General features: G+C 73.3%; 1 protein-coding gene. It reads right to left on the bottom strand.

The window, feature by feature from the left end; translation table 11 throughout:
- Positions 1–31: 31 nt before the first annotated feature.
- Positions 32–14,992 carry a type I polyketide synthase gene (locus E4U91_RS39540; protein ID WP_137304742.1) on the bottom strand — a complete coding sequence of 4,987 codons (14,961 nt, stop codon included), beginning with the start codon at positions 14,990–14,992 and terminating at the stop codon, positions 32–34.
- Between the last annotated feature and the right edge of the window lie 146 nt (positions 14,993–15,138).

The raw sequence follows: 15,138 nt of genomic DNA, 5'->3' as shown, positions 1-15,138 counted from the left end.
TGAGCAAGTCGCGGAAGGCGGCGTCCCTCGTTCACGAGACCCCGAGTTCGTTGTCGATGAAATCGAGGACCTCGTCAGGCGTCGCAGCCTGGAGCCGGTCCGCGACACTGGCGCGCGCGGCAGAGTTCTGCGCTTCCTTCCATTTCGCCAGGAGCAGTTCGAGGCGGGTCGTGATCGTGCCGTCGTCCTGACCGTCGGTCCCGACCGAGGCGAGCGCCGACTCCAGGCGGTCGATCTCGCCCAGCACGGAGACGGAGTCCTGCGGCCCTTGCGGGGCGAGTTGCTCCAGCAGGTGCCCGGCGAGAGCTTCCGAGGTCGGATAGTCGAAGACGAGCGTCGAGGGCAGCCGCTGTCCGGTCGCCGCACCCAGTCGGTTGCGCAGTTCGACAGCGGAGAGGGAGTCGAAGCCGATCTCCTTGAACGAGCTCGTCGCCCCCACCGCGCCAGGCGAGGCGTGCCCGAGGACCGCTGCCACGTGCGTGCGCACCAACTCCAGCACGCTGGAGCGCCGTTCGGCCGGACTCTGCGACGCCAGCCGCTGAGCGAACGACGGTCCCTCGGCCGCGTCCCGCGCTGTCGCCGCGGTACGCCGTACGGGCCCCGTCGCCCGCACCAGGTCCCGGAGAAGCGGCGGCAGAGCCCCCTCGACCTCGCGCGCGCGCAGCGCCTTGAGGTCCAGCCGCGCCGGTACGAGCAAGGCTTCCGTGAAGGTGCCCGTAGCGGCGTCGAGGAGCGCCAGAGCCTCGTCGGTCGGCATGGGACGGATGCCGGCACGGGACAACCGCGCGAGGTCGGCCTCCGACAGCTCCCCGGTCATGCCGCTGGCCTGCTGCCACTGGCCCCAGGCGAGGCTGGTGGCGGGGAGGCCGTGGGCGTGGCGGTGGTGGGCGAGGGCGTCGAGGAAGGTGTTGGCGGCGGCGTAGTTGCCCTGGCCCGGATTGCCGATGACACCGGCGACGGAGGAGAAGAGGACGAAGGCCGACAGGTCCAGATGCCGGGTGAGGTGGTGCAGGTGCCAGGCCGCGTCGACCTTCGGGCGCAGGACGGCGTCGAGCTGGTCGGGGGTGAGCGCCGGGACGGTGCTGTCGTCGAGGGTGCCGGCGCAGTGGATGACGGCGGTGAGGGGGTGCTCGGCCGGAATCGAGTCCAGCAGGTGGGTCAGTGCGGTGCGGTCGGCGGTGTCGCAGGCGGCGATGGTGACGTGCGCGCCCAGGTCCCGCAGCTCGTCTGCGAGTTGGGTGGCGCCGGGTGCTGCGGTGCCTTGGCGGCTGGTGAGGAGGAGGTGGCGGGTGTTGTGGGTGGTGGCGAGGTGGCGGGCGGTGAGGGCGCCGAGGGTGCCGGTGCCGCCGGTGATCAGGACGGTGCCGTGTGGGTCGAGGGGCTGGGGTATGCGCAGGACGATTTTTCCGGTGTGGCGGGCCTGGCTCATGTGCCGGAAGGTCTGGGGGGCTTGGCGGATGTCGCGTGTGTCGAGGGGGAGGTGGGTGAGTGTGCCGGTCTGGAGGAGCTGGACGATGTCGGTGAGCATGTCGCCGAGGCGTTGGGGTCCGGCTTCCATGAGGTCGAAGGCGTGGTAGGACACGTGGGGTGGGGTGGGGCGGATGTCTGTCTTGCCCATTTCGATGAAGCGGCCGCCGTTGCGCAGGAGGTGCAGGGAGGCGTCGATGTATGCGCCGGTGAGGGAGTTGAGGACGACGTCGACTTCGGTGAACTGGTCGCGGAAGTCGAGGGTGCGGGAGGAGGCGATGTGGTCGTCGTCCAGGCCCAGGGCGTGCAGGGTGTCCCACTTGTGGGGGCTGGCGGTGGCGTGGACGGTGGCGCCCCAGTGGCGGGCGAGTTGGACGGCGGCCATGCCGACGCCGCCCGCCGCGGCGTGGATGAGGACCGACTCCCCGGCCCGTAGATCGGCGAGGTCGCGGAGACCGTAGTAGGCGGTCAGGAAGACGGCCGGCACGGCGGCGGCCTGCTCGAACGACCAGCCCTCCGGCATCCGCACGACCGTACGCTGGTCGGCCACCGCGAACGGGCCGAAGCACCGCGGGAGCATGCCCATGACCCGGTCCCCGACCTCGAAGCGCGAGACGCCCGGACCGACTGCGGTGACGATCCCTGCTCCCTCGCTCCCCAGGGACAGCTCACCCGGGTACATGCCGAGTGCCATCAGGACGTCGCGGAAGTTCAGCCCGGCCGCGTGCACGGACACCCGCACCTGTCCGGGACCGAGGGGAGCGAGGACGTCCGGGCACGCAAGCAGCTCGAGATCGTCGGGTGTCCCCGGGCGCACGGTGTCGAGCCGCCAGGCGTCGGCGTCGGACGGCGGACTCAACTCGCCGTCCGTGACCGATCGGAACAGCCGAGGCACGAGCATGGCGCCTTGGCGCACGGCGAGTTGCGGCTCGGCGGACGCGACGGCCTCCGGCAGCGCGGCGTACGAGGCCGGGTCGTCGTCGAGATCCAGCAGGAAGAGCCGGCCCGGATGCTCCGACTGCGCCGACCTCAGAAGGCCCCAGACACCGGCGTGCACCAGGTCGCCGACGTCCTCTCCCGCGTGGGTCGCCACGGCGCGCCGCGTCACCACGACCAGGCGTGAGTCATCCAGCGCCTCGTCCGCCAGCCACGTCTGGACATCGGCGAGTGCCTGCCTGGTGGCACGGTGGACCTCGGCCGGGAGACCGTCACCGTCGGCAGGATGCGGGGTGACGTACGGCAGGACCACCGCCTCCGGTACCGGCTCACCGCCCCCGACTGCGGCACGGAGCGCCGACAGGTCGGAGCAGGTGCGTAGGGAATCGCGCGCCTCACCGAGGACGACGGCCAGTTCACTCGCCGCGGCAGTGATCACGGCCCAGTCGCCGTCGGCACCCTGCGACCCGGGGCCGTCGACGGCGAATGGAGACCAGTCGACCCGGAACAGAGCGTCGGAGTCGGCTCCGCCACCGTCGGCTGTGCGCAGCTGTTCGTCGGAGACCGGCCGCAGGACGAGCGAGCCGATCGACACCACCGGCCGCCCGGTCGGGTCCGACGCTTCCACGCTGAACGTGTCGTCCGCCGAGCCGGATACGCGGACCCGCAGCTCCGTCGCTCCGGTGGCGTGCAGGGTCACGTCGCTCCAGGCGAAGGGGAGCCGTGCGGACGGCCGGACGCCGGAGTCGTCGAGCAACACGGTGTGCAGGGCGATGTCCAGCAGGGCCGGGTGGATGCCGAACTCGCCCGGCGAGAGGGCGGCCTGGCTGAGCTCCTCGGGCATGACCACCTCGGCGTACAGGTCCTCACCGTGCCGCCAGGCGCTGCGCAGACCGCGGAATCCCGGGCCGTACCCCTTGCCGTGACCGTCGTAGAAGTCCTCGACCGGCAGGGGCACGGCGCCCGTGGGAGGCCAGACGGTGTGGCCGGCGGGCTCGGCGCCGTCACCCGTACCGAGCGAGCCGCTCGCATGGCGGACCCACGACGCGGTGCTTCGACCGTCGTCCTCGGGCCGTGCGTACACCTGGACCGACCGGCTGCCGTCGGCGTCCGGCGGTCCGACGAGCAGTTGCAGCTGGACCGCGCCGTGACGGGGCAGGACCAGCGGCGCCTCCAGCGTCAGCTCCTCGACCCGCGAGCAGCCGACTTCGTCACCGGCCCGCAGCACGGCCTCCACGAGGACCGTGCCCGGAAGCAGCACGGCTCCGCCGACCGTGTGGTGCGCGAGCCATGGATGCGTGCGCAGGGACACTCGGCCGGTGAACAGGTGCTGCTCCGAGTCCGCCAGCACGGCCGCCGCGCCGAGCACCGGGTGGTGGGTCGCCCCGAGCCCCAGCCCGGCCGCGTCGACCACGGCACCTGACCCGGACGGCAGCCAGTAGTGCTGGTGGTCGAAGGGGTAGGTGGGCAGGTCGATGTGCCGGTCGGCGGGGTGCGGCCAGGTGACGGGGGTGCCGTGCACCCAGAGCTCGGCGAGGGCTGTGCGCAGGGCGTCCGTGTCGGTGCGGTCCTTGCGCAGGACGGCGGTGGCGTGGGTGTCGTCGAGGGTGGTGCGGGTGAGGGCGGTGAGGGTGGCGTCGGGTCCGAGTTCGAGGAAGGTCGTCACACCCTGCTGGGTGAGGTGGTGGAGGCTGTCGGTGAAGCGGACGGGGCGGCGGATGTGCTGGGTCCAGTAGTCGGGGGATGTGAGGTTTTCGGCGGGCTGTCCGGTGGTGTTGGAGATGACGGGGATGCGGGCGGGGTGGTAGTCGAGGGTGGCGGCGATCTGCCGGAAGTCGTCGAGGACGGGGTCCATGTGGGGGGAGTGGAAGGCGTGGGAGACCTTCAACCGGCTGGTCTTGCGGCCGAGGGCGCGGCAGCGGTCCGCGATGGCTTCTGCCTCGGCGGTGTCACCCGATATGACTGTGCTGCTGGGGGAGTTGAGGGCGGCGATGTCGACCCCCGGGGTGAGCTGCTGGGTGATCTCGTTTTCGTCGGCCTGGATGGCGATCATGGTTCCGCCGGTGGGTGCGGTTTGCATGAGGCGTCCGCGGGCGGTGACCAGGCGTGCGGCGTCGGGCAGGGTGAGGACGCCGGCGGCGTGGGCGGCGGTGAGTTCTCCGATGGAGTGGCCGAGGAGGTAGTCGGGGCGCAGGCCGTAGGTGTCGGTGAGGAGCCGGTAGAGGGCGGTCTCGACGGCGAAGAGTGCGGGTTGTGCGTACTGGGTCTGCTGCAACAGCTCCGGGTCGTCGCCGAAGACGATCTCGCGCAAGGGCCGTGGCAGGTGTGGGTCCAGTGCCGCGAAGGCTTCTTCCAGTGCTGCGGCGAAGGCGGGTTCGGTGTCGTAGAGCTCGTGGCCCATGCCGAGGCGTTGGGAGCCCTGGCCGGTGAACATGAACGCCAGCCGCCCCGGCCGCACGCTCCCCGTCACGACCCGGGGGCTGTCCTGTTCGTCGGCCAGTGCGTGCAGGCCCTCCAGGAGCTGGTCGCGGTCCGGGCCCAGGACCACCGCACGATGCTCCAGGGCCGCCCGTGTCGTCAGCAGGGCGGTGCCCACGTCGGCGGCGGGCAGGTCCTCCCTCTCCTGCACGTACGACACCAGCCGTGCCGCCTGGGCGCGCAGTGCCGTGCGTGAGCGGCCCGAGACCACCCACGGCGGGGTGCCGGTGGGTCCGTCGCCGGGCTCGTCCGTGACCGGTGCCGGGGCTTCGAGGACCACGTGGGCATTGGTGCCGCTGATGCCGAAGGACGAGACGGCGGCCCGGCGCGGGCGGCCCGTCTCGGGCCAGGTGGTGTCCTCGGTGAGCAGGGAGACGGCTCCCGTGCTCCAGTCGACGTGCGGGGTGGGCTCGTCGACGTGCAGGGTGCGGGGCAGCAGGCCGTGCCGCATGGCCATGACCATCTTGATGACGCCGGCGACCCCGGCCGCGGCCTGTGCGTGCCCCATGTTCGACTTCACCGAGCCGAGCCACAGCGGACGGTCCTCCGCCCGCTCCTGCCCGTAGGTCGCGAGGAGTGCCTGCGCCTCGATCGGGTCACCGAGCCTGGTGCCCGTGCCGTGCGCCTCGACCGCGTCCACCTCACCTGGGGTCAAGCGGGCGTTGGCGAGCGCCTGGTGGATCACGCGTTGCTGGGAGGGGCCGTTGGGGGCGGTGAGGCCGTTGCTGGCGCCGTCCTGGTTGACGGCGGAGCCGCGGACGACGGCCAGGACCCGGTGGCCGTTGCGGCGGGCGTCGGACAGGCGCTCCACCAGCAGCAGTCCGACACCCTCCGACCAGCCCGTGCCGTCGGCCGCCGCGGCGAAGGACTTGCAGCGGCCGTCCGCCGCGAGGCCCCGCTGCCTGCTGAACTCGACGAAGACGCCCGGCGTCGCCATCACCGCGACACCGCCCGCGAGGGCCAGTTCGCACTCGCCGTTGCGCAGGGACTGGCAGGCGAGGTGCAGGGCGACGAGCGAGGAGGAGCAGGCGGTGTCGACCGTGACCGCCGGGCCCTCGAGGCCGTAGACGTAGGCGATGCGGCCCGAGACCACGCTGCCCTGCGTTCCGGTGAGGGCGTAGCCCTCGACGCCCTCGGGGAGCCGGTCGCCGGGGCCGGCGTAGTCGTGGTGCATGAGGCCGGCGAAGACGCCGGTCCGGCTGCCCTTGAGGGCGGTGGGGTCCAGTCCCGCCCGCTCGAAGACCTCCCACGAGGTCTCCAGCAGCAGCCGCTGCTGCGGGTCCATGGCGAGGGCCTCGCGCGGGGAGATGCCGAAGAAGGCGGGGTCGAAGTGGCCCGCATCGTGGAGGAACCCGCCCTCGCGGGCGTACGAGGTGCCGGGCCGGGCCGACTGGGGGTCGTAGAGGCCCTCCAGGTCCCAGCCGCGGTCGGCCGGGAAGCCGGCGATCACGTCCCGGCCCTCGGCCACCATTTGCCACAGGTCCTCCGGCGACCGTACGTCCCCCGGGTAGCGGCAGGCCATGCCGACGATCGCGATCGGCTCGGTGTCGGTGGCCGCGCGGGTGACCGCCGGCGGCCGGCTCACGGCGGTGGGCGTGGTTCCCAGGACGGCGGTCCGCAGCCGTTCGACGACCGAGGTGAGCGTCGGGTGGTCGAAGACGAGCGTGGCCGGCAGGCGCACCCCGGTGGCGGCGGCGAGCCGGTTGCGCAGCTCGACCGCGGTGAGCGAGTCGAAGCCCAGTTCCTTGAACGCCCGTTCGGCGTCGATGGTCTGCGGCGAGCGGTGCCCGAGGACGGCGGCGACATGGCTGCGCACGAGCGTCAGCAACTGCTCGTCGCGCTCGGCGTCGCCGAGCCCGGACAGCCGTGTGGCGAGTGCGGAGCCGTCGGGTTCCGCCCCGCGCCGCGCGGCTTGGCGCACCGGGGTACGGACGAGCCCCTGCAACAGGTGGGGGAGCAGGCCGGAGGCGGCCCGCTCGCGCAGCGCCGCGCCGTCCAGCGCCACCGGCACCAGCAGGCCGCTCCCGGCGCCGTCGGTCGCCGCGTCGAACAGGGCCAGGCCGGTGTCGGAGGGCAGGGAGCGGATGCCCGAACGCGCCATCCAGGACAGGTCGTCGGCGGCGAGGTGGCCCGTCATGCCGCTGCTCTCGGCCCACAGCCCCCACGCCAGCGACACGCCCGGGAGGCCCTCGGCACGCCGGCGTTCGGCCAGCGCGTCGAGGAACGCGTTCGCGGCCGCGTAGTTGGCCTGACCCGGGTTGCCGAAGACACCCGCGACGGACGAGAAGAGCACGAACGCGGAAAGGTCCGATCCCCGCGTCAGCTCGTGGAGGTTCACGGCCGCGTCGACCTTCGGCCGCAGCACCCGCTCCAGACGGGCCGGGGTCAGCGCACCGATCACACCGTCGTCCAGTACGCCGGCCGCGTGCACCACCCCGGCGAGCGGATGCCCGTGCGGGACGTCGGCCAGCACCCGGGCCAGCTCGTCCCGGTCCGCCGCGTCACAGGCCGCCACGGTGACCTGCGCTCCCGCCGCGTTCAGGTCCGCGACGAGTGCGCCGACACCAGGGGCGTCCGCGCCCCGGCGGCTGGTGAGCAGCAGGTGACGTACGCCGTGCTCGGCCACCAGGTGGCGGGCGACCAGACCGCCCAGCGTGCCGGTGCCACCCGTGACGAGCACCGTGCCGGACGCGGACCAGGGCGTCGCCGCCTCCGCCTCAGACTTCGCCTCCGACTTCGACTCCGCGTCCGCCTCCGCGGTCGTCGCCCGGCGCAACCGCGGGACCCGGACCTCGCCCCCGCGCACGGCGAGCTGGGGCTCGTCCGTGGCGAGCACGGCCGCCACCGCGGCGACCACCGAACCGCTGCCCTCCTCCTGGGACCCTCCGTCGGCCTCCGGTGACCCCCCATTGGCCTTCACCGACGCCTCGCCGGCCGCTACGGACGCCCCGCCGGCTGCCAGCGACCCGCCTTCGGCCTCCACGTCGACGAGGACGAACCGACCCGGGCTCTCGGCCTGGGCCGACCGCAGCAGCCCCCACACCGGCGCGAGCGCGAGATCGACCCGTCCGCTCTCCCCGCCTACGGCGACGGCGCCCCGTGTCACGACGACCAGCCGCGAGGACTCCGTGTGCTCCGAGGCCAACCACTCCTGGGCGACGCCGAGCACCCGTTCGGCGGTGTGACGAGCCGCGGCGGCGACCTCCTCCTCACCGGTGGGTGCGGTGACCGGGAGGAGGACCAGCTCCGGGACCGGCTCACCCGCGTCGAGTGCCGAAACCAGCTCGGCGACACTCCCGTAGGCGCGGACGGACGCCCCGAATTCCGGACCGGCGTTCCGGCCGATCACGGCGCAGGACGCCGAGGCCGGCCGGTCCTCGACGGTCGTCGACGCGGTGAGCGTCGTCCACTCGATCCGGTACAGGTCGTCATGCCCCGCCGAGGACACACCGCGCACCTGCTCGGACGTCACCGGCAGCAACGTCAGCGAGCCGACGGTCGCCACCGGCCGGCCCGCGGGGTCCGCCAGGTCCAGCGAAACCGAGTCCGCACCGGTGCGCGTGGCCCGTACCCGCAGGGACGTCGCCCCCACGGCGTGCAGGGCGACACCGGACCAGGCGAAGGGCAGCCGCACCGACGCGCCCTCACCCACGGAGTCCACCAGCGCGGTGTGCACCGCCGCGTCGAACAAGGCGGGATGGATCGCGTACCGGCCGGCCTCCTCCACCTGCTCCTCGGACAGCCGGACGTCGGCATACACCTCGTCGCCGAGCCGCCACGCCCTCTCCAGCCCCCGGAAGGACGGCCCGTACGCGTAACCCGTGAGCGCCGCGTCGTCGTAGAACCGCTCGACCGGGAGCACTTGAGCACCGCGCGGGGGCCACTCGCTCAGCTCAGCGGCCTGTTCACCCCGGGCTGCCGAGACGGCACCGGTCGCGTGGTGCGTCCACGGTTCGTCGGGGTCTGCCGCGTCTCCTGGCCGGGAGGGCCGGACGGGTCGGGAGTAGAGGCGCACCGTGCGCTCCCCGCCGTCGCCGGGCGCGTCGACGACGAGCTGGATCTGCACGGGCGCCGCCAGCGGCAGCGGTGTGTGCAGCGTCAGCTCTTCGACGTAAGGGCAGCCGACCTCGGCACCGGCGTGCAGAACGAGCTCGGTGAAGGCGGTGCCGGGCAGCAACGGGGTCCCGTGCGCGGCGTGGTCGTCGAGCCAGGCGTGCGTGCGCGGGGCGATGCGCCCCGTCAGCGTGACGCGGCCCGTCTCGGCGTCGTGCAGGGCGGCGGTCAGGAGGGGGTGCTGGGTGGCGTGCAGGCCGTAGGCACTGGGATCGTCGACGGTGGTGGGCTCGGTGAGCCAGTACCGCTGGTGCTGGAAGGCGTAGGTGGGCAGATCGGGGATGTGGGTGTCCCCGGATCGCGGCCTGGTCCAGGTGGTGGGGAGTCCGGTGGTCCAGGCGTGGGCGAGGCTGGTGTGGAGGTCGGTGGTGGTGCCTTGGTTGCGGTGGAGGGTGGGGATGGTGGTGGCGGTGGGGTGGGTTTCGGTGATGGCGGGGATGAGGACGGGGTGGGGGCTGATTTCTAGGTAGTGGGTGTGGCCGTGGGTGGTGAGGGTGTGCAGGGTGTCGTGGAAGCGGACGGGGTGGCGGCAGTTGTCGTACCAGTACTCGGCGGTGAGCTGGGTGCCGTCGATGGGTTCGGTGGTGACGGTCGAGTAGATGGGGATGGTGCCGGCCTGTGGGCTGATGTCGGCGAGGAGGTGGATCAGGTCGTCGTGGAGGGGTTCGACGTGGGGGCTGTGGGAGGCGACGGTGGTGTCGATGATGCGGGCGCGGGCGCCTTGTTGGCGGGCCCAGTGGGTGAGGGTGGTGAGGTCGGTGTGGGGTCCGGCGACGGTGCAGGTGGTGGGGCTGTTGATGCCGGCGATGGTGAGGCGTCCGTCGTACTGGGCGAGCTGGTCTGTGAGGTGGGTGGCGGGGAGGGTGAGGGAGGCGATGGCGCCGTGTCCGGTGAGGTGGTCGGCGAAGAGCTGGGAGCGTAGGACGACGATGCGGGTGGCGTCGTCGAGGGTGAGGGCTCCGGCGATGTGGGCGGCGGCGATTTCGCCTTGGGAGTGGCCGGTGACGGCGTCGGGGTGGATGCCGTGGTGTTGCCAGAGGCGGGCGAGGGAGACCATGAGGGCGAAGAGGACCGGTTGGAGTATTTCGATGCGGTCCAGGGGTTCGCCCTGGCGTAGTACGTCGGTCAGGGACCAGTCGACGTACGGGGTGAGGGCGGCTTCGCATTCGGCGATGTGGGTGGCGAAGACGGGTGAGGTGTCGAGGAGTTCGCGTCCCATGCCGGGCCATTGCGAACCCTGACCGGGAAAGACGAACACCACCTTGCCGACACCGCCGACGCCTCCCGTGAGCACACCCGCTCCCGCCTCACCCCCGGCCAGGTCCGCCAGTGCGGCGAGCACGTCCGCGCGGTCGTGTCCGACCACAGCCGCGCGCTGGTCCAGGGCCTCCCGCCCGTGCAGGAGGGTGAACCGGACGTCGGACAGAGGGATGTCGGGCCGTTGTTCGACGAAGGAGTGGAGCCGGGCGGCCTGTGCGCGCAGCGCCTGCGGATCGTCCGCGGAGAGGACCAGGGGGGTCGCCGACGCGTCGTCCTCGGGGGACGACGGCTCCTGGTCGTCGAGCACGTCCTCGAGGATCACGTGGGCGTTGGTTCCGCTGATGCCGAAGGAGGACACGCCGGCGCGTCGGGGACGGTCCCCGACGTGCCAGTCCACCGGTTCGGTCAGCAGGGACACCGCGCCCGACGTCCAGTCGATGTGCGGGGACGGTTCGTCCACGTGCAGGGTGCGCGGCAGCAGCCCGTGCCGCATCGCCATGACCGTCTTGATCACGCCGGCCACCCCGGCCGCGCACTGGGTGTGCCCGATGTTGGACTTCACGGAGCCCAGCCGGAGCGGCCGGTCCGCGGGCCGGTCCTGCCCGTAGGTGGCCAGCAGGGCGTCCGCCTCGATCGGGTCGCCCAGCCGGGTGCCGGTGCCGTGCGCCTCGACCACGTCGACGTCCGCCCCCGAGAGCCGGGCGTCGGCGAGGGCCTGGCGGATCACCCGCTGCTGGGAAAGGCCGTTGGGTGCGGTGAGCCCGTTGCTGGCGCCGTCCTGGTTGATCGCGGAGCCGCGCACGACGGCCAGCACCCGGTGCCCGTTGCGGCGGGCGTCGGACAGCCGCTCCACCAGGAGCACGCCTGCGCCCTCCGCCCATCCGGTGCCGTCGGCGGCTGACGAGAAGGACTTGCAGCGGCCGTCCGGGGACAGGGCCCGCTGCCGGCTCAGCTCGACGAACATGCCCGGCGTGGCCATCACGGTCACCCCGCCGGCCAGGGCCATCGTGCACTCCCCGGCCCGCAGCGCCCGGCAGGCCATGTGCAGGGCGACCAGCGAGGAGGAGCACGCCGTGTCGACGGTCACCGCGGGTCCCTCCAGGCCGAGGGTGTAGGCGATCCGCCCGGAGGCCACGCTCGGTGTGCCACCGGTCAGGAGGTAGCCCTCGGTGGTCTCGGTGCCCTGGTGCAGCCGGGGTCCGTAGTCCTGGAAGGTGGTGCCGACGAACACCCCGGTGCGGGTGCCGCGCAGGGAGCCAGGGGCCACGCCGGCCCGCTCCAGCGCTTCCCACGACGTCTCCAGGAGCAGCCGCTGCTGCGGGTCCATGGCGAGGGCCTCGCGGGGGGAGATGCCGAAGAACGCGGCGTCGAAGTCGGCGGCGGAGTCCAGGAACCCGCCCTCGCGCACGTAGTTCTTCCCGGTCCGGGTGGGGTCGGGGTCGTACAGGGCGTCCATGTCCCAGCCGCGGTCGGTGGGGAACCCGGAGATCGCGTCGCCGCCCTCGGCCACCAGCCGCCACAGGTCGTCGGGGGAGGCCACGCCCCCGGGGAAGCGGCACGCCATCGCCACGATCGCGACGGGGTCGTCGTCCGGGGCCGGGGCCGCCGACGCGTCGGGCGTGTCCTGCGGCGCGTCGCCCTCGACGAGGGTGCGCAGGTGCTCGGCGAGCCGGGCCGGTGTGGGGTGGTCGAAGAGCGCCGAGGGCGTGAGGCGGAGTCCGGTGGCCCGGGTCAGCCGGTCGCGGAGTTCGACCAGGGTGAGGGAGTCGAAGCCCAGCCCCTTGAAGGTGGTGCGCAGGTCGATGTCACCGGGCGCGTCGTGCTCCAGCACGGTCGCCACCTGGGCCCGGACCACGTCCGCCATGGCCCGCTCGCGCGTGGCCGGTTTCGGCGCCGAGGTGCTCCGCCCGGCCTCCCGCCCACCCCGTCCCGACAACCCCGGGTCGTCCGCCGTACCGGCCTTCACACCCTCGGCTTCGGCCGTGCCGGCCGACGCCTCTTCGGGTTCGGGCCTGCCCGCTGCCTCGTCCCGCGGTGCCGGTACGGTCTCGCGCGGATCGCCCGGTGCCGCGGGCACGTCGATCCAGTACGGGCGTCGCTGGAAGGCGTACGTCGGCAGGTCGACGCGTACGGCGCCGCAGCCGTCGTAGAAGCGCCGCCAGTCGACCGCGACCCCGTGCGCGTGGAGGCGGCCCAGTGCTCCGGCGGCCGCGCGGACCTCGGGACGCGAGCCGCGCAGGACGGGGACGAAGGCGGTGTCCGTCGAGGTGACACAGTCCCGGGCCATCGACGTCAGGACGCCGTCCGGGCCGAGTTCGACGAACGTCGTGACGCCTGCCGCCTCCAGGGTGCGCACCCCGTCGTGGAAGCGGACGGCCTCGCGGGCGTGACGCACCCAGTAGTCGGGCGAGCAGACCTCGTCGGCGGTCGCCGGGCGACCGGTGACGTTGGAGACCAGCGGGGTGTGCGGGGCGTGGTACGCCAGCCGGGCCGCGGTCCGCCGGAACGCGTCCAGCATCGCGTCCATGCGGGGCGAGTGGAAGGCGTGGCTGACGTGGAGGCGTCTGGTCTTGCGGCCCTCGGCCCGCCAGCGCGCGGCGAGTTCGAGCGCCGCGTCCTCGTCGCCGGAGACCACCATGGCGGTCGGGCCGTTGACCGCGGCGAGCGACAGCCGCGTCCCGTGCTCGGCCAGTGCGGCACGCACCTCGTCCTCGGTCGCCTGTACGGCGATCATGGCGCCGCCCGTGGGGAGTTCGCCCATCAGCCGGCCCCGTGCCGCCACCAGGGCACAGGCGTCGTCGAGGGACAGCACCCCGGCCGCGTGGGCCGCCGCGAGCTCGCCGACGGAGTGGCCGACGAGGAAGTCGGCGGTCAGACCCCAGTGGCTCAGCAGCCGGTACAGGGCCGTCTCGACGGCGAACAGCGCGCGCTGGGTGTACTCGGTGCGGTGCAGCAGCGCCGCCCCGGGCGAGTCTTCGGCTGCGAACACAACGTCCCGCAACGGGACTTCGCGGCCGAGGTGGGCGTCCAGCAGGGCGCAGACCTCGTCGAACGCCTCGGCGTAGACGGGGAACGCGGTGTGCAGTTCGTGTCCCATCCGGGCGCGCTGGCTGCCCTGGCCGGAGAACAGGAAGGCCGTGCCGCCGTGCAGCGGCTCACCCCGCAGGACCTGCGCGGAGGGCTCGTCGGCCGCCAGGGCGTCGAGGGCGTTGAGGACGCCGTCCCGGTCGGCCGCCAGCAGCACCGCGCGGTGCTCGAAGGCCGTACGGGTCGTCGCCAGCCCGTACGCGAGGTCCAGCGGCCGCACGGCGGGCTCGGACCGGACCGCCGTGGCCAGCGCGCGGGCCTGTGCGCGCAGCGCCGGTTCGGTGCGGCCGGAGACGGGGAGCAGCAGCACCGGGGTGGCGGAGGTGCCGGGTTCCGCGGGCCGGGGGGCCGGCGCGGGTTCGGACAGCACCAGGTGGCAGTTGGTGCCGCCCATGCCGAAGGAGCTGACGCCCGCGACCAGGGGACGGTCGGCCCGCGGCCACGACTCCAGTGCGGTCTGCACCCGCAGGTTGAGTGTGTCCAGGGGGATGTCGGGGTGGGGGGACACGAAGTTGAGGTGCGGGACCAGCCGGCGGTGCCGGACGCACAGGGCGGCCTTGATCAGACCGGCGATGCCCGCGGCGCCCTCCAGGTGGCCGATGTTGGTCTTGGCGGAGCCGACCCGTACTGGAGCCTCGGCGCCCTGGAAGACCGCGCCGAGCGCGGCCGCCTCGAGGGGGTCGCCGCGCCGGGTGCCGGTGCCGTGCAGCTCGACGTACTGCACGTCGGCCGGGGTGACGCCGGCCCGCGCCTGGGCCAGCCGCACCACCTGCTCCTGGGCCCGGGCACTGGGCACCGTGAGCCCCTCCGTGGCACCGTCGTTGTTGACCGCGCCGCCCCGGATCACGCAGTACACGGTGTCGCCGTCGGCGACGGCCCGCTCCAGCGGCTTCAGGACGACGAGGCCGCCGCCCTCGCCGCGCACGTAGCCGTTGGCCCGCGCGTCGAAGGTGAAGCAGCGCCCGTCGGGGGAGAGCCCGCCGAAGCGGGCGGCCATCAGGGAGCTGCCGGGCACCAGGTTGAGGTTCACCCCGCCGGCGAGGGCGAGGGTCGACTCGCCGCGCAGGATGCTCTGGCACGCCTCGTGCACGGCGACCAGCGCGGAGGACTGGGCGGTGTCCAGGGTGAGGCTCGGACCGCGCAGGTCCAGCACGTACGAGAGGCGGTTGGCGATGACGCCGCGGTTCACGCCGGTCGCCGTGTGGCGGCCGATGGACGCCGCACCGCCCTGGCGGGTGAGGGCGGCGTAGTCGTCCCAGATCGCGCCGACGAACACGCCGGTGGCGGTCTCCGCGAGGTCGGCCGGCACGATCCCGGCGTCCTCCAGGGCCTCCCAGCCGAGCTCCAGCACCAGGCGCTGCTGCGGGTCCATGGCGGTCGCCTCACGGGGCGACAGGCCGAAGAACGCCGGGTCGAAGCCGCTGACGTCGTCGAGGAACGCACCGAAGCGCGTGCCCGGGTCCGTGGTGTCCTCGGCGACGTTCCAGCGCCGCTCCGGCACGCGGGTGACCGCGTCGACGCCGTCACGCAGCAGCCGCCAGTACGCCTGGGGGCCGGTCGCCCGGGGGAAGCGGCAGGAGAGACCGACCACGGCGATCGGTTCGTGCCGCGCTGTCGCCGCGTTCTCCTGCGTGCGTGCCGCGGAACCCACATGCCCTCCCGTAATTCTCCGTACCCGGAAAGTCCGACGGACCTGGAAAGACCGAAGAAAAGCAGCGCGCTCCGAAAGGAAATAGGGGAGCACGCCTCTGTCGGAGCGTAGGAGGGGCTGATCCGTGGACCAACCCCTAACCGTGC

The organism is Streptomyces lasalocidi (genome assembly GCF_005280215.1).
GTDB lineage: Bacteria > Actinomycetota > Actinomycetes > Streptomycetales > Streptomycetaceae > Streptomyces > Streptomyces longwoodensis.
The sequence above is the reverse complement of the archived record's forward strand: the minus strand, read 5'-3'. Positions and strand labels throughout refer to the sequence as shown.